Source organism: Cedecea neteri (assembly GCF_000758325.1).
Classification (GTDB): Bacteria; Pseudomonadota; Gammaproteobacteria; order Enterobacterales; family Enterobacteriaceae; genus Cedecea; species Cedecea neteri_B.
Genome location: NZ_CP009459.1, coordinates 4,396,572 through 4,416,205, shown reverse-complemented (window position 1 = coordinate 4,416,205; position 19,634 = coordinate 4,396,572). Strand labels below are relative to the sequence as shown.

At 54.3% G+C, this 19,634-nt stretch carries 20 protein-coding genes; 13 read left to right on the top strand and 7 right to left on the bottom strand.

What is annotated here, in order from left to right; genetic code table 11:
• Positions 1-142 precede the first annotated feature (142 nt).
• The 9 genes from LH86_RS20585 (at position 143) to cysM (ending at position 7,634) form a co-directional block, all read left to right on the top strand.
• Positions 143-568 (top strand): GNAT family acetyltransferase, encoded by a 426-nt coding sequence (locus LH86_RS20585; RefSeq protein ID WP_008459564.1) that lies wholly within the window; start codon positions 143-145, stop codon positions 566-568.
• A gap of 20 nt (positions 569-588) precedes the next feature.
• Positions 589-1,041, top strand: a complete 453-nt coding sequence (locus LH86_RS20580; protein ID WP_039305358.1) for a DUF2919 domain-containing protein — start codon at positions 589-591, stop codon at positions 1,039-1,041.
• A gap of 49 nt (positions 1,042-1,090) precedes the next feature.
• Positions 1,091-1,666, top strand: coding sequence for an RpoE-regulated lipoprotein (locus LH86_RS20575; RefSeq protein WP_039305355.1), 576 nt, complete (start codon positions 1,091-1,093; stop codon positions 1,664-1,666).
• 128 nt (positions 1,667-1,794) lie between these two features.
• Positions 1,795-2,694, top strand: a complete 900-nt coding sequence (locus LH86_RS20570) for a Dyp-type peroxidase (protein ID WP_039305351.1) — start codon at positions 1,795-1,797, stop codon at positions 2,692-2,694.
• A gap of 158 nt (positions 2,695-2,852) precedes the next feature.
• Positions 2,853-3,869: a sulfate ABC transporter substrate-binding protein gene (locus tag LH86_RS20565; protein ID WP_039305348.1), complete on the top strand. Its 1,017-nt coding sequence runs from the start codon at positions 2,853-2,855 to the stop codon at positions 3,867-3,869.
• Complete coding sequence (gene cysT / locus LH86_RS20560) at positions 3,869-4,702, top strand: sulfate/thiosulfate ABC transporter permease CysT (RefSeq protein ID WP_039305345.1); 834 nt, start codon at positions 3,869-3,871, stop codon at positions 4,700-4,702. Before LH86_RS20565 ends, cysT begins: the two co-directional genes overlap by 1 nt.
• The gene (gene cysW, locus LH86_RS20555; RefSeq protein WP_039305342.1) at positions 4,702-5,577 is read left to right on the top strand and encodes a sulfate/thiosulfate ABC transporter permease CysW; all 876 of its coding nucleotides are present in this window, start codon (positions 4,702-4,704) and stop codon (positions 5,575-5,577) included. Before cysT ends, cysW begins: the two co-directional genes overlap by 1 nt.
• Positions 5,567-6,652: a sulfate/thiosulfate ABC transporter ATP-binding protein CysA gene (cysA, locus tag LH86_RS20550; protein ID WP_039305340.1), complete on the top strand. Its 1,086-nt coding sequence runs from the start codon at positions 5,567-5,569 to the stop codon at positions 6,650-6,652. The genes cysW and cysA overlap by 11 nt, the downstream gene beginning before the upstream one ends.
• Positions 6,653-6,722: 70 nt before the next feature.
• Positions 6,723-7,634 (top strand): cysteine synthase CysM, encoded by a 912-nt coding sequence (cysM, locus tag LH86_RS20545; RefSeq protein ID WP_008459577.1) that lies wholly within the window; start codon positions 6,723-6,725, stop codon positions 7,632-7,634.
• Positions 7,635-7,686: 52 nt separating this feature from the next.
• Here cysM and LH86_RS20540 read toward each other — a convergent pair whose 3' ends face one another.
• On the bottom strand, positions 7,687-8,898 hold the full coding sequence (locus LH86_RS20540) for an oxalate decarboxylase family bicupin (protein WP_039305338.1): 1,212 nt from the start codon (positions 8,896-8,898) through the stop codon (positions 7,687-7,689).
• Positions 8,899-9,345: 447 nt separating this feature from the next.
• Here LH86_RS20540 and pdxK point away from each other — a divergent pair, with 447 nt between their 5' ends.
• Positions 9,346-10,197: a pyridoxine/pyridoxal/pyridoxamine kinase gene (gene pdxK / locus LH86_RS20535; RefSeq protein WP_039305336.1), complete on the top strand. Its 852-nt coding sequence runs from the start codon at positions 9,346-9,348 to the stop codon at positions 10,195-10,197.
• Positions 10,198-10,249: 52 nt separating this feature from the next.
• Here pdxK and crr read toward each other — a convergent pair whose 3' ends face one another.
• From crr to cysZ, 5 genes are all read right to left on the bottom strand, one after another.
• Positions 10,250-10,753 carry a PTS glucose transporter subunit IIA gene (crr, locus tag LH86_RS20530; protein WP_008459580.1) on the bottom strand — a complete coding sequence of 168 codons (504 nt, stop codon included), beginning with the start codon at positions 10,751-10,753 and terminating at the stop codon, positions 10,250-10,252.
• Between the two features lie 43 nt (positions 10,754-10,796).
• Positions 10,797-12,524: a phosphoenolpyruvate-protein phosphotransferase PtsI gene (gene ptsI, locus LH86_RS20525; protein WP_039295793.1), complete on the bottom strand. Its 1,728-nt coding sequence runs from the start codon at positions 12,522-12,524 to the stop codon at positions 10,797-10,799.
• 44 nt (positions 12,525-12,568) lie between these two features.
• Positions 12,569-12,826: a phosphocarrier protein Hpr gene (ptsH, locus tag LH86_RS20520; RefSeq protein WP_002913505.1), complete on the bottom strand. Its 258-nt coding sequence runs from the start codon at positions 12,824-12,826 to the stop codon at positions 12,569-12,571.
• Between the two features lie 371 nt (positions 12,827-13,197).
• Complete coding sequence (cysK, locus tag LH86_RS20515; protein ID WP_008459590.1) at positions 13,198-14,169, bottom strand: cysteine synthase A; 972 nt, start codon at positions 14,167-14,169, stop codon at positions 13,198-13,200.
• A gap of 160 nt (positions 14,170-14,329) precedes the next feature.
• The gene (gene cysZ / locus LH86_RS20510) at positions 14,330-15,091 is read right to left on the bottom strand and encodes a sulfate transporter CysZ (RefSeq protein ID WP_039305334.1); all 762 of its coding nucleotides are present in this window, start codon (positions 15,089-15,091) and stop codon (positions 14,330-14,332) included.
• Positions 15,092-15,323: 232 nt separating this feature from the next.
• Here cysZ and zipA point away from each other — a divergent pair, with 232 nt between their 5' ends.
• From zipA to LH86_RS20495, 3 genes are all read left to right on the top strand, one after another.
• A complete protein-coding gene (zipA, locus tag LH86_RS20505) occupies positions 15,324-16,280 on the top strand; it encodes a cell division protein ZipA (RefSeq protein ID WP_039305332.1) in 957 nt (318 codons plus the stop codon).
• Between the two features lie 66 nt (positions 16,281-16,346).
• On the top strand, positions 16,347-18,365 hold the full coding sequence (gene ligA, locus LH86_RS20500) for an NAD-dependent DNA ligase LigA (RefSeq protein ID WP_039305328.1): 2,019 nt from the start codon (positions 16,347-16,349) through the stop codon (positions 18,363-18,365).
• Complete coding sequence (locus tag LH86_RS20495; RefSeq protein WP_039295779.1) at positions 18,366-18,581, top strand: DUF3820 family protein; 216 nt, start codon at positions 18,366-18,368, stop codon at positions 18,579-18,581.
• Here LH86_RS20495 and LH86_RS20490 read toward each other — a convergent pair.
• A complete protein-coding gene (locus LH86_RS20490) occupies positions 18,578-19,573 on the bottom strand; it encodes a bile acid:sodium symporter family protein (RefSeq protein WP_039305325.1) in 996 nt (331 codons plus the stop codon). The genes LH86_RS20495 and LH86_RS20490 overlap by 4 nt on opposite strands.
• Positions 19,574-19,634: the final 61 nt, after the last annotated feature.

The window sequence follows — 19,634 nt, the reverse complement described above, 5'->3', positions numbered from 1 at the left end:
GCGTCAGAAATGTATATCCATTCGTTTCATTTCGTGACTGGTCGGAGATTATGCCATTTTTTTCGCGCTTTTGCGGCAGTTATTGGCTTAACTGACGGTTAACGCCATAATCAACCTTTTACGGCTTAAGGTGGCTAATACCATGGAAATTCGCGTTTTTCGCCAGGAAGATTTCGAAGAGGTCATTACCCTTTGGGAGCGTTGCGATTTACTGCGCCCATGGAATGACCCGGAGATGGATATTGAACGTAAGCTGCATCACGATGCGGACCTGTTTTTAGTCGCAGAGGTCGGCGGTGAGATCGTCGGGTCGTTGATGGGCGGGTATGACGGTCATCGGGGTTCAGCCTATTACCTGGGCGTGCATCCGGAGTTTCGGGGCCGTGGCATTGCTAACGCCTTACTGAACCGGCTGGAAAAGAAGCTGATTGCCCGTGGCTGCCCGAAGATCCACATCATGGTGCGCGAAGAGAACGATCTGGTTATCGGCCTTTATGAAAAGCTCGATTACGAGCATCAGGACACCATTTTGCTTGGCAAACGGCTGATAGAAGATCAGGAATATTAATTTTCAAATGTGCTCATGCCATGTATTTGCCTGCTGATTATGATTCGCAGGGCAACTTAAAAGCACCGCTGCTGTTCTGGGCGGTGTTGTTGTTACAGGCCCGCACCTGGGTTTTGCTGGTGCTGGCGGGGGCGTCTCGTCAGCAGGGCGATGCGCTGCTGGGCCTGTTTTATCCCGATCGCGATAACTTCTGGCTGGGGCTGATCCCCGGTATTCCGGCTGCGCTGGCCTTTTTGCTCAGCGGGCGTCGCCACCTTTGGCCCCGGTTCTGGCGGGCGTTTCGCTGGATATTGATTGTGGCTCAGGTCGGGCTGCTGGCGTGGCAAGTGGCGCTGCTGGCCGGGGATGAAACGCTGACCGGTACCACCCTTGTTCTGCTGATTGTCGATCTGTTCGCGCTTTGGTGGTTGCTGGCTAACCGCCGACTGCGGGATTACTTCGCCCTGAAAAACGAGTTAAGCGGCACTTTTTGACATCCTCGTACTCCAAAGGCCGTTACCATTTTTTGAAAAGGAATGATCAATGAAATCTCTGCGCCTGATGCTGCTAGGCCTGCCGCTGGTTCTGAGCGGATGTTCCACGCTGTCTTCCGTTAACTGGTCTGCGGCTTATCCGTGGAACTGGTTTGGCTCTTCCGTTGAGGTGAGCGAGCAGGGTGTGGGGAAACTGACCTCTGCCACTGCGATGGATGAGAAGGCCGTGAGCGAGGGATTGAATGACAATTATCGCCTGCGCAGCGGCATGAAAACCGAAAACGGCACCATCGTGCGCTACTTTGAGGCGATGAAAGACAAAGACGTGAAGCTGGTGGTGAATGGCGAAAAAGGCACCGTGAGCCGCGTAGATGTGATGGATAATGACATCAAAACCGCCAGCGGCGTGAAAATTGGCACGCCTTTCAGCGATCTGTATCAGAAAGCGTTTGGGGTTTGCGAAAAAGGCACTGGCGACGATGCGGAAGCTGTTATCTGTCAGGCGCCGAACAGCCAGCACATCAGCTATCTGTTTACGGGCGAATGGCACGGGCCGGAAGGCTTGATGCCGTCGGATGATACGTTGAAGAAATGGACGCTTAACAAAATTATCTGGCGTCGATAAAATCTGCGCCGGGTTTGCGCCGCCGCAAGTCAGCGTGAATGAATCAGGTTAAAATAGCCCGATAAATGCCACCTCCGGTGGTACGTAACTATGATGCCACCCTGGGTGGCATTTTTTCAGGAGGAATCATGTCTCGGGTTCAAAGCGGCATTCTGCCGGAACATTGTCGTGCCGCCGTTTGGCTGGAAGCTTCAGTGCAGGGCGACTTCAGCGCGGTTAGCGCAGGGTGCAAAACCTTTATTGAAGCGTTGAACGCTTTCCAGGAAAAATTCCCTGACGCGATGCTGGGCGCCACCGTTGGCTTCGGGCACGATCTGTGGCGCGACCTCAGCAAAGGCGAAGGTGCCGCAGAGCTGAAAAACTTTACGCCATTAGGCAAAGGCCTGGCGCCCGCAACCCAGCACGATGTGATGATCCACATTCTTTCGCTGCGCCATGACGTAAACTTCTCCGTAGCTCAGGCCGCGCTGGCCGCGTTTGGCGATGCGTTAAAAATTGAAGAAGAGATTCACGGTTTCCGCTGGGTAGAAGAGCGCGATCTCAGCGGTTTCGTAGACGGGACCGAAAACCCGCAGGGCGAAGAGAATCGTCGTCAGGTGGCGGTGATCAACGAAGGCGTGGATGCCGGGGGCAGCTATGTGCTGGTTCAGCGCTGGGAGCACAACCTCAAGCAGCTTAACCGCCTGAGCGTGCACGACCAGGAGATGATCTTCGGCCGTACCAAACAGGAAAACGAAGAAATTGACGGCGACGCGCGCCCGGCCACTTCTCACCTGAGCCGTGTCGATCTGAAAGAAGACGGTAAGGGGCTGAAAATTGTGCGTCAGAGCCTGCCTTACGGCACCGCCAGCGGCGTGCACGGTCTCTATTTCATCGCCTATTGCGCGCGTTTGCATAACATTGAACAGCAGCTGCTGAGCATGTTTGGTGACGCTGACGGCAAGCGTGACGGTATGCTGCGCTTCACTAAGCCGGTAACCGGCGGCTACTACTTCGCACCGTCGCTCGATAAATTACTGAGCCTGTAATCCCCTCCGGCGTAGCGTTTGCTACGCCGCTTTCTTATATCCCTTTCTTCTTGTAAATCGCCAAACGGTATATAAAAGCGTTACAGCTTTATCGCTCGTTATAAATACACTGACTGTCATGACATTTATGGCATTCATCACATTTATAAGGGCGAAGCATGGCAATCAGGTCAGTTAAAAAAGTATGGAACGCGCTCGCTGTCTCTTTGCTGCTGGCAGGCTCTGCCCATGCAACAGAGCTGCTGAATAGCTCTTATGATGTGTCTCGTGAGCTGTTTGCCGCGCTGAACCCGCCGTTTGAAAAACAGTGGGCGCAGGAGAATAACGGCGACAAGCTGACGATAAAACAATCTCATGCCGGGTCATCAAAACAGGCGCTGGCCATTTTGCAGGGCTTAAAAGCTGACGTTGTAACTTATAACCAGGTGACCGATGTGCAGATCCTGCACGATAAAGGCAACCTGATCCCGGCGGACTGGCAGAGCCGTCTGGGGAACAACAGTTCGCCTTTCTACTCCACCATGGCTTTCCTGGTGCGCAAGGGCAACCCGAAGAACATCCACGACTGGAGCGATTTGGTACGCCCGGACGTGAAGCTCATTTTCCCGAACCCGAAAACTTCCGGCAACGCCCGTTATACCTATCTGGCGGCCTGGGGCGCGGCAGACAAAGCTGACGGCGGCGATAAAGCCAAAACCGAGCAGTTCATGACGCAATTCCTGAAAAACGTTGAGGTGTTTGATACCGGTGGCCGCGGGGCGACAACCTCCTTTGTCGAACGTGGGCTGGGCGATGTGCTGATTTCTTTTGAATCAGAAGTGAATAACATCCGTAACCAGTACGCTAAAGACGGTTATGAAGTGGTGGTGCCGAAGGTCAACATTCTGGCCGAGTTCCCGGTTGCCTGGGTGGATAAGAACGTGAAGGCCAACGGCACGGAAAAAGCGGCGAAAGCCTACCTGAACTATCTCTATAGCCCACAGGCACAGACGATCATTACCGATTACTACTACCGCGTGAATAACCCGCAGGTGATGGACAAGCTGAAAGATAAATTCCCGCAGACCGAGCTGTTCCGCGTGGAAGATGCCTTTGGCGGCTGGCCGGAAGTAATGAAAACGCATTTTGCCACCGGTGGGGAGCTGGACAAGCTGTTAGCGGCGGGGCGTAGTTAATGTTTGTCAGTCGTTCAAAACGCGTATTGCCGGGGTTTACGCTTAGCCTCGGCACCAGCCTGCTGTTTGTGTGCCTGATCCTGCTGCTACCGCTGAGCGCGCTGGTGATGCAGCTGGCGCAGATGTCGTTCTCCCAGTACTGGGATGTGATTACCAACCCACAGGTGGTGGCCGCCTATAAAGTCACGCTGCTTTCCGCCGCTCTGGCTTCCGTGTTTAACGGCGTGTTCGGTCTGTTAATGGCGTGGATCCTGACGCGTTACCAGTTTCCGGGTCGCAGCCTGCTGGATGCGCTGATGGATTTACCTTTTGCGCTGCCCACTGCGGTGGCGGGTTTAACCCTCGCCGGGCTGTTTTCCGTCAACGGCTGGTACGGCGAGTGGCTGGCGGAGTTTGGCATTAAGGTGACTTATACGTGGCTGGGGATTGCCGTCGCGATGGCGTTTACCAGCATTCCGTTTGTGGTACGTACCGTTCAGCCCGTGCTGGAAGAGCTGGGGCCAGAATACGAAGAGGCCGCTGAAACGCTCGGCGCGACTCGCTGGCAGAGCTTCCGCCGCGTGGTGCTGCCGGAGCTTTCTCCGGCACTGATGGCGGGCGTGGCGCTCTCCTTCACCCGCAGCCTGGGGGAGTTTGGCGCGGTTATCTTTATCGCCGGGAACATTGCCTGGAAGACGGAAGTCACCTCGCTGATGATTTTCGTGCGCCTGCAGGAGTTCGATTACCCGGCGGCCAGCGCCATTGCGTCAGTGATTCTGGCGGCGTCGCTGCTGCTGCTGTTCACCATTAATACGTTGCAGAGTCGCTTTGGTCGACGCGTGGTAGGTCACTGATGACGGACGTAACCGCTTTGAAAAACCATAACCGCTCCCGCATTAACTGGGGGAAATGGGCGCTGATTGCTATCGGTGTGCTGGTCTCTTTCCTGATTCTGGTGGTGCCGGTCGCTTCTATTTTTGTTGAAGCTTTTTCCAAAGGGCTGATGCCGGCGCTGCAAAATATCGCTGACCCGGACATGCTGCACGCCATCTGGCTGACGGTGATGATTGCGCTGATTACCGTGCCGGTAAACCTGGTGTTCGGCACGCTGCTGGCCTGGCTGGTGACGCGCTTTAACTTCCCTGGCCGCCAATTGTTGCTGACGCTGCTGGATATTCCATTTGCCGTTTCCCCGGTCGTGGCGGGCCTGGTTTACCTGCTGTTCTACGGCTCTAACGGCCCGCTGGCGGGGTTCCTGGATGCCCACAATCTGCAGATTATGTTTGCCTGGCCGGGCATGGTGCTGGTGACGATCTTCGTGACCTGTCCGTTTGTGGTACGTGAGCTGGTGCCGGTGATGCTGAGCCAGGGCAGCCAGGAAGATGAAGCCGCGATTTTGCTGGGTGCTTCCGGCTGGCAGATGTTCCGCCACGTGACATTGCCCAATATTCGCTGGGCGTTGCTTTATGGCGTGGTGCTGACCAACGCCCGCGCCATCGGCGAGTTTGGTGCGGTGTCGGTGGTGTCCGGTTCGATTCGCGGCGAGACGTTCTCGCTGCCGTTACAGATTGAGTTACTGCAGCAGGATTACAACACCGTCGGCTCGTTTACCGCCGCCGCGTTGTTGACCCTGATGGCAGTCCTGACCTTGTTCTTAAAGAGTGCGGTGCAGTGGCGTCTGAATAATCAGGAAAAGCGCCTGAAGCAGGAGGAAAATCATGAGCATTGATATTGCCAATATTAAGAAGTCCTTTGGACGCACCCAGGTGCTGAACGATATCTCGCTGGATATCCCTTCTGGTCAGATGGTGGCGCTGCTGGGGCCTTCCGGCTCCGGTAAAACCACGTTGCTGCGCATTATTGCCGGGCTGGAGCACCAGAACAGCGGCCGCATCAGCTTCCACGGCACCGACGTCAGCCGGATGCATGCCCGCGACCGTAAAGTCGGTTTTGTGTTTCAGCACTATGCGCTGTTCCGCCATATGTCGGTGTTCGACAACATTGCCTTTGGCTTAACGGTGCTGCCGCGTCGCGAACGGCCTTCTGCCGCCGCGATCAAACAGAAAGTCACAAAATTGCTGGAGATGGTGCAGCTTTCCCATCTGGCCGATCGTTACCCGGCGCAGTTGTCCGGCGGCCAGAAGCAGCGTGTGGCCCTGGCGCGAGCGCTGGCGGTGGAGCCGCAAATCCTGCTGCTGGATGAACCATTTGGCGCTTTGGACGCACAGGTTCGTAAAGAGCTGCGTCGCTGGCTGCGTGAACTGCATGAAGAGTTAAAGTTCACCAGCGTGTTTGTGACGCACGACCAGGAAGAGGCGATGGAAGTCGCCGACCGTGTGGTGGTGATGAGCCAGGGTAATATCGAGCAGGTAGATACGCCTGAGCAGGTCTGGCGTGAGCCCGCGACCCGCTTCGTGCTGGAGTTCCTCGGCGAGGTTAACCGCCTGAAAGGCGTGATTCGCGGGAGCCAGTTCCACGTCGGTGCGCACCGCTGGCCGCTGGGGTTCACTCCGGCCCATCAGGGTGACGTTGATTTGTTCCTCCGTCCGTGGGAAGTGGACGTTAGCCGCCGCACGAACCTTGATTCACCGCTGCCTGTGCAGGTGCTGGAAGTCAGCCCGCGCGGGCATTACATGCAACTTGTCGTGCAGCCGCTGGGTTGGTACGACGAACCGCTGACGGTGGTTCTGAAAGAACAGCAGATTCCGCAGCGCGGTGAGCGCCTGTTTGTGGGATTACAAAACGCGCGCCTGTATGAAGGGGCCAACCGTATTCAGGGTGTAGACCTGGCGCAGTCCGCCTGATAATTTACCCCGACAGGACACGCACCAGCGGCCCACCGAGGCCGCTTTTTCATTTATTGCGGGCAGGCACGTGATCACTTTAGAAAGCACAATTGGCAATACTCCTCTGGTCCGGCTGCAGCGCAGCGGATTGACGAACGGCAGCGAAATCTGGGTGAAGCTTGAGGGCAACAACCCGGCAGGCTCGGTAAAAGATCGCGCGGCGCTGTCGATGATTGTTCAGGCGGAAAAGCGAGGTGAAATTCAACCCGGCGATACGCTGATTGAGGCAACCAGCGGCAACACCGGTATCGCGCTGGCGATGATCTCTGCGCTCAAAGGCTACCGTATTAAGCTGTTGATGCCGGACAATATGAGCATGGAGCGTAAGGCGGCGATGCAGGCTTACGGCGCGGAGCTGATTCTGGTCAGCAAAGCTCAGGGCATGGAAGGCGCGCGCGAGCTGGCTCAGCAAATGGCCGACCGTGGTGAAGGCAAGATCCTCGATCAGTTTAATAACCCGGATAACCCGCTGGCGCATTACACGACGACCGGGCCTGAAATCTGGCGGCAGACCGAGGGGCGTATCACGCATTTTGTCTCCAGCATGGGCACGACGGGCACGATTACCGGCGTGAGTCGTTTTATGCGCGAGCAAAGTAAGCCGGTGAGAATTGTCGGGCTGCAGCCGGAAGAGGGCAGCAGCATTCCGGGGATACGCCGCTGGCCTGAAGAGTGGTTGCCGAAGATTTTCAATCCGACGCTGGTGGATGAAGTCATCGACATGGCGCAGACGGAAGCCGAGCAGACTATGCGCCGCCTCGCGATGGAAGAGGGGATTTTCTGCGGCGTGAGCTCCGGCGGGGCAGTGGCAGGTGCGTTGCGCGTAGCCAAAGCAAATCCGGGGGCCATAGTGGTGGCGATTATTTGCGACAGGGGCGATCGCTATCTTTCTACCGGCGTGTTCGGAGAAGAGAGCTACGTTCAGGGCGCGGGCATCTGACGCCGTAAGCCAGGAAAAGGTCGCCTGAGGCGATCTTTTCCTGAGAGCAGGCTTACTTCACAACCGGGTTTTTATGCAGGTTCAACGCCTTCATAAAGGTATCATCAAGCTGTAAATGCTGTTTCACCAGCTCAGGCGGCGTGCTGGCCAGCCACTGGTTGAGCGAAATATCCGCGTAATAGTCGCTTTTAAACAGTTCCAGGAAGCGTAGGGTTGTGGTGCCGGTATTCTCGATATAATGCCCCATCGCAAAGGGAACGTACCCGACATCCCCGGCGCGGTAATCAAAGGTTCTGGCCTGGCCCGAAGAGGCAAACACGCCCATTCTGCCTTCCCCTTCAAGATAGTATTGCCATTCGTCGTTATTTGGATGCCAGTGAAGCTCTCTCAGTCCGCCGGGTTCTATTTCTACCAGGGCAGCGGCAATAGTTTTCGACACCGGGAAATTAGATGAGTCCGTTATTCTGACGGTGCCGCCAGGGGCTTTGATCGGATCCTGCGCCAGCATATGGTGGGTGAAATTAATCTCTGATTTAGCTGCGCCATTAATGCTGTCTGAGGCAAGGCTACCTGGCACCGTACCCGCGAAAATATATTCATCAGCAGGTGAAGGCAGTTTTGAAAATGTAGATACGGGAACCTGGAAGTTTTTTGCTAATATTTCCGGGGGAATATGTTTAAACCAGTCGGATAACAGGAACGTACTGTCCTCATCAAATCCGCCGTCGTCAAAGGCCAAAAGAAATTCGCAGCCGTCAGGTCCGATACCCTGAATGGAGTGAGGAATGCCCGGCGGGAAATACCATAAATCACCGACGCCGATATCATCCACAAACCAGCCTCCCTTTGCGTCGAAGGCCGTTACCCGCGCATTGCCGTAGGTCATATAGGCCCATTCACCCTCTTTGTGCCAGTGAAGTTCACGGATGCCTCCGGCGTTCAGGCGCATATCCACCCCGGCGATGGTGGTTGAAATCCCCAGCTCGCGTTTGGTTACCTGCCTTGTCCAGCCGCCGGTGCCTTTTCTGACATGGGCGTCACTGAAGGAGTAGCGCAGGTTCGGCAGCGTGCCGCTGTCGGTAGCGGGCGGGTTAACAATATCCGGGTTTTCAGCTTCCCGGATGGGGTCATGGGGGCCAGGATCGCGCACGCTTGCCGGGTAGGATTTTACTTTGTCATCGTGGGCATGGGCCTGCCCGGCGGCTAATACGACGGTACCGCCAGCGGCAAAGGCCATGAAGCTTCTTCTGGATATATCTTTCATATAATAGCTTCCTTATATTCATGCAGGGTGAGGTTTATTCTCCGGAGGGAACTTTTGTTATAGGTGAGTTTATGGATTTTGACCTGGTGAAATTGTAAAACAGGCAGGATTAAACAATGCAAATAAAGAGAGGGGAAGATATATTGTTCAGTGGCGATGGAGATGCTGTTGATGAAATGTTTAATTAGGTGTTATTAATTTCAATGTATCCAGCACTAATCGGTAATAATGTTTTTATAATCATTCGGGTGATATATCTTCAAGATGTAACGATTGAAAGAAAATATTACTTTTGTCGTTAATTCGATAAATCTGAAGGATGGCGGCTGTATTTCTGCTATTGCCGGAATAAAGAGAGCGTTCTTTGCATGGTTGTACCGCCCTGGTCTGGCTATAATGGCCGCTTCGCAATTCAGACCTTAGCTGTCTGGCGGGCAAGGGGAAAAAATGAGTCAGGATAACGATATACAGTCGGTACTGTTTCACGATGCAGGCCGGGCGCTGCAGGCAGATATTGTGGCGGTGCAATCTCAGGTCGTTTACGGCAGCGTCGGCAACAGTATCGCGGTTCCGGCGATCCAGCAGCATGGCTGGCGGGTGATGGCCGTTCCAACGGTGTTATTCAGCAACACGCCGCATTACGATACGTTTTATGGCGGCGTGATCCCGGCGGACTGGTTTAGCGGCTATCTGCGAGCGCTCGAAGAGCGGGATGCGTTGCGCGAACTTAAGGCCGTGACGACGGGTTACATGGGCAGTGCCGAACAAATCCATCTGCTGGCGGAGTGGCTGCGTCAAAGGCGCGACAGCCATCCTGAGCTGTTGATTCTTGTCGACCCGGTAATGGGGGACACCGACAGCGGTATTTACGTCAAGGCGGGTATTCCTGAAGCCTATCGCACGGCGCTGTTGCCCCATGCTCAGGGGATCACACCCAATCTCTTTGAACTGCATATTCTTACCGGGATGCCCTGCGATACGCTGGAGCTGGCGGTGATCGCGGCCAGAAGCCTTCTCTCTGAAACGCTGCGCTGGGTGGTAATAACCAGCGCGCCGGGGAACAGCGTGGATACGATTTCCGTGGTGACGGTGACCGCTGATGACGTTGATGTGACCAGCCATGCGCGCGTGGTGACCGACCTGAAAGGCACCGGGGATTTGTTCTGCGCCGAGCTGGTAAGCCGAATGCTTGCAGGCAAATCAGCGGCGGTTGCCGCAGGAGAAGCTGCTCATCGGGTGTTTGAAGTGATGACCTGGACTCAGGCGCAGCACTCAGATGAACTGATTCTTCCTCGCTGAATCGCAGCCAATAAAAAAGGCACCCTGGGGTGCCTTTTTCTCTGCATGAATCTTACTTCTTGATGCGGATAACCGGGGTTTCGCCTACGGTCACGCTACCCGTCAGTTTGATCAGCTCTTTGATTTCGTCCATGTTGGAGATAACAACCGGGGTCAGGGTAGACTTGGCTTTCTCTTCCAGCAGCGGCAGGTCGAACTCAATAACCACGTCGCCTTTCTTCACGCGCTGGCCTTCTTCAGCGATGCGCTTGAAGCCTTCGCCTTTCAGCTCAACGGTGTCGATACCAAAGTGAACAAACAGCTCAATGCCGCTATCGGATTCGATAGAGAAGGCATGGTTGGTTTCAAAGATTTTACCGATGGTGCCGTCAACCGGAGCAACCATTTTGTTGCCGGTTGGTTTGATAGCAATGCCATCACCAACGATTTTTTCAGCAAACACGACGTCCGGCACGTCTTCAATGTTAACGATTTCGCCAGACAGTGGAGCAACGATCTCAATGGTTCCGGTGTCGCTATTGCCTTTGTCACCGAACAGTTTACTAAATAACCCCATTAGCCTTCTCTCCTAAGCAGTAATTTGGGCAGCATCTCGTGAATTAGCAGATTGTTTTTTCTTCAATGAACTTGTTAACCAGCGTCATTAACTCGTCCGTTGTCGGTTGAGCAAGAGCCTGCTCTGCTAACACTTTCGCATCTTCGAAGTTCGTGTTACGAATAATCTTCTTGATACGAGGGATAGAAATGGCGCTCATACTGAATTCGTCCAGGCCCATCCCAAGCAACAGAAGTGTAGCACGTTCGTCGCCCGCAAGCTCACCACACATACCGGTCCATTTACCTTCTGCATGAGAAGCATCAATAACTTGCTTAATCAGAGTCAGTACGGACGGTGACATCGGCTGGTAAAGATGTGAAATCATATCATTACCGCGGTCAACTGCCAGGGTGTACTGAGTTAAATCGTTGGTGCCGATGCTGAAGAAGTCGACTTCTTTGGCCAGATGACGAGCAATCGTCGCGGCCGCAGGGGTTTCGACCATCACGCCGATTTCGATAGACTCATCGAACGCTTTGCCTTCGTCACGCAGTTCCTGCTTGAAGATCTCAATCTCTTTTCTCAGGGCGCGCACTTCTTCAACAGAGATGATCATCGGGAACATAATGCGCAGCTTGCCAAATGCAGAGGCGCGCAGGATAGCGCGAACCTGGTCACGCAGGATCTCTTTACGATCCATGGCGATACGAATGGCACGCCAGCCCAGGAACGGGTTCTCTTCTTTAGGGAAGTTCATGTACGGCAGCTCTTTGTCGCCGCCGATGTCCATGGTACGGACGATAACCGCCTGAGAGCCACAGGCTTCAGCCACGGCTTTGTACGCGGCAAACTGCTCTTCTTCGGTTGGCAGTGAGTCACGGTCCATGAACAGGAATTCGGTACGATACAGACCCACACCTTCAGCGCCGTTACGCTCAGCACCGTCGATGTCACGCACGGTACCAATGTTGGCACACACTTCGACCTGGTGACCGTCGAGGGTGATAGCCGGCAGGTCTTTCAGCTTAGCCAGCTCTGCTTTTTCAGAGGCAACCTGCTGTTGAACGGCGCGCAGCTCTTCGATCTGCTCGTTGGTTGGGTTAACGTAAACTTTGTTGTTAACCGCATCGAGGATCAGATAGTCGTCGTTTTTCACGTCGGAGGTAACGCTACCGGTGCCCACAATCGCTGGCAGCTCAAGGGAGCGCGCCATGATGGAGGTGTGGGAGGTACGGCCGCCGATGTCGGTGATGAAACCCAGCACCTTTTTCAGGTTCAGCTGTGCGGTTTCAGACGGGGTCAGATCTTTGGCAACCAGGATAACTTCATCCTTAATTGCGCTTAAATCGATAATGTTCAGGCCGAGAATGTTCTGCAGCAGACGCTTACCGATGTCACGCACGTCAGCCGCACGTTCTTTCAGGTATTCGTCATCCAGCTCTTCCAGAGCCGTTGCCTGGCCTTCAATTACTTCGTACGCCGCAGCGTCCGCCGTGACCAGCTTGTCTTTGATAAGGGCTATGATTTCCTGCTCGAGCTCTTCGTCTTCCAGCAACATAATGTGGCCTTCGAAGATAGCTTCCTTTTCTTCACCGAAGGTCTCGCCAGCTTTAATTTTGATCGCTTCTAACTGCTCGGATGCTTTGGCGCGCCCGCTGAGGAAACGTTCAACTTCCTGCTCAACTTTGTCGGCAGAAATTTTCTTCCGGTCGATGACAATTTCATCTTCTATCAGCAAAAGTGCTTTGCCGAAAGCGATACCCGGGGATGCTAAAATGCCTGAAATCATAACCCTACCTTACTTGTGACTGATATTTACGAAGAACCCAGAACTTACTCGAGTTCAGCCATCAGTTTTACTAAATGCTCAACGGCTTTCTGCTCATCTTCACCTTCGGCGGAGAGAGTCACTACGGTACCCTGAGTCAGGCCCAGAGTTTGCAGTTTGAACAGGCTCTTAGCGCTTGCGCTTTTGCCGTTGGAAGTCACAGTGATTTCGGAAGTGAAGCCTTTAGCTTCTTTAACAAACTGAGCAGCAGGGCGGGTATGCAGACCGTTCGGAGCGGTAATAGTTACTTCTTGCTGGAACATTGTATTTCCCCAACTTATAGGTTTAGTGTTGTGGAACTAAAGTCTAGCCTGGCGGCCACACTTTAGCCTGTATCGTTAGCGCCATCGTCAAAGGAACGAGGCACCGGATGCATGGGAATCGTGAAAAAAACGCCAACAGCGTTTCACAGATTCTTCATCATTATGCCGTGAAAACCAGATAGGCACCAAATCGTTAAATCGATTCAGCAGGCGTATCTCACAGCTTGATTAATTTCGCGCATCAAAATAATTGCTGGTTAAATACCAGACCTGCGGGGGTAAGCGCAATGCCGATGAGGGTGAAAGTTTGATGTAGGCCACAAAAAAGCACCCTCACGGGTGCTTTTTTAAGCATACATCAAATACTGGCATTACTGTTGCAGTTCTTTCTCAGTGAACAGATCGGCAAACAAAGCAGTACTCAAATAGCGCTCCCCGGAGGACGGAAGGATAACCACAATATTCTTATTGGTAAAGGCTTCGTCTTCCTGGAGTTTCAGCGCGGCGGCCACGGCGGCACCGGAAGAGATACCCGCGAGAATACCTTCTTCATCCATCAGGCGGCGAGCGGTCGCGATAGCGTCGTCGTTGCTAATGGTGACCACTTTGTCGATAAGTTTCAGATCGAGGTTACCAGGGATAAAACCGGCCCCGATGCCCTGAATTTTATGCGGACCAGGCTTCAGTTCTTCACCCGCCAGCGCCTGAGTAATTACCGGAGAATCCGTTGGCTCTACGGCCACGCTAATGAGCGAGGTTTTGCCTTTGGTATTTTTGATGTAGCGGCTGACGCCCGTCAGCGTACCGCCGGTACCAACGCCGGCGATAAACACATCCACTTCACCATCGGTATCTTCCCAGATTTCCGGGCCGGTGGTTTTTTCGTGAATTTCCGGGTTTGCCGGGTTGCTGAACTGCTGAAGCAGCAGATATTTAGCCGGATCGCTGGCAACGATTTCTTCAGCTTTCTGGATGGCGCCTTTCATGCCTTTGGCGCCTTCGGTCAGTACCAGATTTGCGCCCAGCGCTTTTAACAGCTTACGGCGTTCGATGCTCATGGTTTCCGGCATGGTCAGCGTCAGCTTGTAGCCACGCGCAGCCGCGACGTAAGCCAGAGCGATACCGGTGTTGCCACTGGTAGGTTCGACTAACTCCACGCCAGGTTTCAGCACGCCGCGTTTTTCGGCATCCCAAATCATGTTGGCACCAATGCGGCATTTAACGCTAAAGCTTGGGTTACGGGACTCCACCTTAGCCAGAATGCGTCCGTTGCCGATACGGTTCAGGCGAACCAACGGCGTGTGGCCGATTGTCAGGGAGTTGTCTTCATAAATTTTGCTCATGGCTCGTCCTTAACTGTCTGAATTTTGGGATACCGGTCCAGCATACCCGCTCAGGAAATATGCGGAAGTAAGGAAATAGCATATCTATAGGTAGAAGGGGAATAAGCCAATGCAACATGGAATAAGCCATGGCATAAGCGGCGTCCCCTTCCTGAGGGTGTTATTTCCACATGGCGTGTTTTGCCCGATAACAGTCCACCCACATGGCCGTCGCGCCGCAGACGGCAACCGGCATGATAAACAGGTTCAGGACCGGGATCAGCGTGAACAGGCTCACCAGCGCGCCAAACTGCATGTTGATGACCTTTTTCTCGCGAAGCGCCACGCGCATCTGTTTGAACGGCACCTTATGGTTATCAAAAGGATAGTCACAGTATTGAATAGCCAGCATCCAGGCGCTGAACAGGAACCACAAGACCGGGGCGACGGTTTGGCCAATACCGGGGATAAAGTAGAGCAACAGCAGGACAATTGCGCGTGGCAGATACCAGGCCAGCTTTTGCCACTCGCGCTTCATGATGCGCGGCAGATCTTTCATTATATCGAGCACGCCCGTGTCCGGCGGTGTTGCACCTGTGAGGCGAGCTTCAAGCTGCTCTGCCAGCAGGCCGCTAAACGGCGCGGCAATCAGGTTTGCGATTGTCGAAAAGAAGTAACCAAAAACCAATAATACCGAGAGCGTCACCAGCGGCCAGAGTACGTAACTCAGCCATTGAAGCCAATCCGGTACGTGGCTCATCATCGACGGGATCCAGACATCAAGACGCGTAAACAGCCACCAAAAAGCGCCGCCAAGCAAGATGATATTGACCAACAGCGGCAGCAGCACGAAGCGCTTGATGCCAGGTTCGCGGACAAGTTTCCAGCCCTGGGAAAAATAATACACGCCACTACGCGGCGGGGTTCCGGAAGATGAAACCATAATCTGAACAGACTCCTTATCAGGTCAATGCAGTTAGCTGCTTCGCTATCATAACTGACAACATTCAGAAAAACTTGCCAGGAATTGGTCGAAAAATCAGCAAAAAGGTGCGCTTACGCTATCTTTATGGTGAGAAAACCGTGCTCGCACTTGCACTTGAGCAGATGGGCAAATACTCTTAGTGAGTAAATGTTTGCCGCGGTGGCAAGGTGTTAGAACAACAGAGAATATAATGATGCAGGATTTGCGTCTGATATTAATCATTGTTGGCGCAATCGCCATAATAGCCTTACTGGTACACGGTCTGTGGACCAGTCGTAAGGAACGTTCGTCCGTGTTCCGCGATCGCCCTTTGAAGCGTATGAAGTCGAAGCGTGACGAATACGAAGAAGAAGACGATGAGGAAGAAGAAGGCGTCGGTGAAGTGCGCGTGCGTCGTACTACGCCTGTGCCGGAGTCTGCCTCTCGTGAAGCGAACGCGCCACGTCAACCTCAGGCACCTCAACATAACTATGAGCCGCCGTATGCGTCCGCAGAACCTCGCTCTGCCCCGCAACCGCGTCAGCCTGAGCCCGTAACCCCGCGCCACGTTGAACCCGCTCCACAGCATGTTGAACCCGTTCGCCCCGTTGCACCTCCGGCACCAGCCCCGGCAGCAATGCCTGAGCCACAGCCGGTTGCGCCCGTTCAGCCTGCGCCGCAGTTCACTGCAGAACCTGAGCCAGAGCCTGTTGTTGCTGAACCAGCACCGCAGCCTGCCCCAGTGAAAAAAGAGACGGTCATCGTGATGAACGTCGCTGCCCACGCTGGCACGATGTTAAACGGTGAGCTGCTGTTGAACAGCATTCAGCAGGCCGGTTTCAAATTTGGTGAGATGAACATTTTCCACCGCCATCTCAGCCCGGATGGCAGCGGCCCGGTTCTGTTTAGCCTTGCGAATATGGTTAAGCCGGGGTCTTTCGATCCTGAGAATATGGCTGATTTCGCTACGCCAGGCGTAACCATCTTTATGCAGGTGCCGTCTTACGGCAATGCAGCGCAAAACTTTAAGCTGATGCTGCAGTCCGCGCAGCACATCGCCGATGAAGTCGGTGGCGTGGTGCTCGACGATCAGCGTCGTATGATGACTCCGCAAAAGCTGCGCGAGTACCAGGACAGGATCCGCGAGGTTGTTGAAGCCAACGCCTGAATCCCGGCCTGAATCTTCCTCCTAAACCCCCGCCTGTCGGGGGTTTTTTATCATTGATGGTGCGATATGGACTCAATCGAACAACAACTTAACCACCTGCGAACCACGCTTCGCCATCATGAATATCTGTACCATGTGCAGGATAATCCCGAAATTCCCGATGCGGAATACGACAGGCTAATGCGTGAGCTGCGTGCGCTTGAAGAAGCGCATCCGGAACTGATTACCCAGGATTCACCGACCCAGCGAGTTGGGGCTGCGCCGCTGAGTGAATTTACCCAGGTGCGGCATGAAGTGCCGATGCTGTCTCTCGATAACGTTTTTGACGAAGCAAGCTACCTGGCGTTTAACAAACGCGTGCTGGACAGGCTGAAAAGCAGCGATGCCCTGACGTTTTGCTGTGAACTAAAACTTGATGGTCTGGCGGTAAGCCTGCTGTATGAAGACGGTGTTCTTGTGCGGGCTGCAACGCGTGGCGACGGCACCACCGGTGAAAATATCACTTCTAACGTCCGGACCATTCGCGCGATACCGCTTAAACTTCACGGGGACAATATTCCTCGTCGCCTTGAGGTCCGTGGCGAAGTTTTCTTGCCGCAGGCAGGCTTCGAAAAAATCAACGAAGAAGCGCGCCGCACGGGCGGGAAAGTGTTTGCCAACCCGCGTAATGCGGCGGCAGGCTCGCTGCGCCAGTTAGATCCACGTATTACCGCTAAACGCCCGCTGACCTTCTTTTGCTACGGCGTAGGGTTGCTGGAAGGTGGTGAACTGCCAGTCAGCCACATGGCACGTTTGCAACAGTTTAAGGCCTGGGGATTGCCGGTCAGCGATCGCATCCGCCTGTGCAGTACACCGGAAGAAGTGCTGGCGTTTTATCATCAGGTAGAGGCCGATCGACCAACGCTGGGCTTTGATATTGATGGCGTGGTTATCAAAGTTGACTCGCTTGCGCTACAGGAAACGCTGGGTTTTGTGGCGAGAGCGCCGCGCTGGGCAGTTGCGTTTAAATTCCCGGCACAGGAACAGATGACCACGGTGCGAGACGTTGAGTTCCAGGTTGGCCGTACCGGCGCAATTACGCCCGTCGCTCGTCTGGAGCCGGTGCAGGTTGCCGGGGTGCTGGTGAGCAACGCGACGTTGCACAATGCCGATGAAATAGAGCGTCTTGGCCTGCGCATTGGCGACAGAGTCGTTATCCGTCGCGCCGGGGATGTTATTCCGCAGGTTGTTGGCGTGGTGGAGTCTGAACGCCCGGAAGATACTCAGGAAATTATCTTCCCAACGCAGTGCCCGGTTTGCGGGTCAGACGTTGAGCGTGTGGAAGGTGAAGCCGTCGCCCGCTGTACCGGGGGCCTGATCTGTGGCGCCCAGCGCAAAGAGGCGCTGAAGCACTTTGTGTCCCGTCGTGCGATGGATGTTGACGGCATGGGTGACAAAATCATCGATCAGCTGGTGGAGAAAGAGTACGTCCACACGCCAGCCGATCTGTTCAAGCTGACGGCGGGCAAGCTTACCGGGCTGGATCGCATGGGGCCTAAATCTGCACAAAACGTTGTGGATGCGCTGGAAAAAGCCAAAGAGACGACTTTTGCGCGTTTCCTGTATGCCTTAGGCATTCGCGAAGTCGGAGAGGCCACCGCCGCTGGGCTGGCTGCGCACTTCGGCACGCTGGATGCGCTTATCTCGGCCAGCATTGAGGATCTGCAAAAAGTGCCGGATGTCGGCATTGTTGTGGCGACGCATACCTTTAACTTCTTTGCCGAAGAGAGCAACCGGGATGTTATCCGCCAGCTTACCGAAGAGGCCGGAGTTCACTGGCCCGCGCCTGTGATTGTCAAAGCGGAAGAAATTGACAGTCCGTTTGCCGGTAAAACCGTGGTGCTCACCGGCTCGCTGAGCATACTTTCCCGCGATGAAGCCAAAGACCGGCTGACCGCGCTGGGTGCAAAAGTGGCCGGAAGCGTGTCGAAAAAAACCGATCTGGTCATTGCCGGGGAAGCGGCCGGCTCCAAGCTCGTCAAGGCGCAGGAGCTGGGCATTCAGGTTATCGACGAAGCGGAAATGATTCGTTTGCTGGGTGACTAAATGGACAAAGAACAGCTCATTGAGATAGCCAACACGGCCATGCCGTTTGGTAAATACAAAGGCCGGATGCTGATTGATTTACCGGAGGAATATTTGCTTTGGTTTTCCCGCAAAGGGGAGTTTCCCGCGGGCCATCTCGGTGAGCTGATGGCCCTGACGCTGCTGATTAAAGTGGAAGGGCTGGACAACCTGGTCCGGCCCCTCAAGCGGCACTAGGTTCTGATGGCTGCGGCCTGTTTTTCACCGGCTGCAGTCGCTTTTCTTTGGTAACGTCGGGCCATACCGGCGCACACCATCAGCTGGATCTGGTGGAAAATCATCAGCGGCAGCACCATCATTCCGACCGCAGCAACCGGAAACAGAATATTAGCCATCGGGATCCCGTTGGCCAGGCTCTTTTTCGACCCGCAGAAAACAATCGTAATTTCATCTGCTTTGCTAAAGCCAAAACGTCGAGCCACAAAGATATTTACCGTTATCACAATGGCCAGCAGCACGAGGCTGGAAGCCACGATAAACAGCAACGAACCCGCGCCAACCTTATGCCAGATGCCGTGCGTCACGGCTTCACTAAAGGCGGAATAGACCACCAAAAGAATCGAGGTCTGGTCAGTTTTGCCGATCCATTTCTTGTTTTTTGCTACCCAGGCACCAATCCAGGGCCGCATCAGATGCCCGGCTACGAACGGCACCAGGAGTTGCAGCATAATGCTGCCCACCTGATGCAGGCTGCCGCTTGCGCCCTGAACGTGCATAACCAGGCCAACCAGTAACGGCGAAAGAAAAATCCCCAGCAGGCTTGATGCCGAGGCAGAACAAATGGCCGCCGCGACGTTGCCTCCGGCAATAGAGGTAAAAGCGATGGCCGATTGTACTGTGGCAGGCAAAATGCAGAGATAAAGGAACCCGCTGTAAAGTTCAGGGCTGACATTGACCGGTTTCCACCAGCTAAACAACACGCCAAGCACCGGGAACAGGACGAACGTGCTGCACATCACCCACAGATGCAGCCGCCAGTGGCTACCGCCGGAGATCACCGCCTCGCGAGACAGTTTTGCACCATGCATAAAGAACAATAAGGCGATAGCGGCGGTGGTCAGCCCCTCGAAGAAGCCGACAAAACTGCCTTGTGCAGGGAAGAAAGAGGCCAGCAGGACGGTACAAACCAGCGTTAACGTAAAGGGGTCGACAATGCGGAGCAATTTCATAGCCATTCCTCAAAGGTGAAGGGCGCTATTGTGTTTCTGCTGATTTCAGAAATAAAATTGA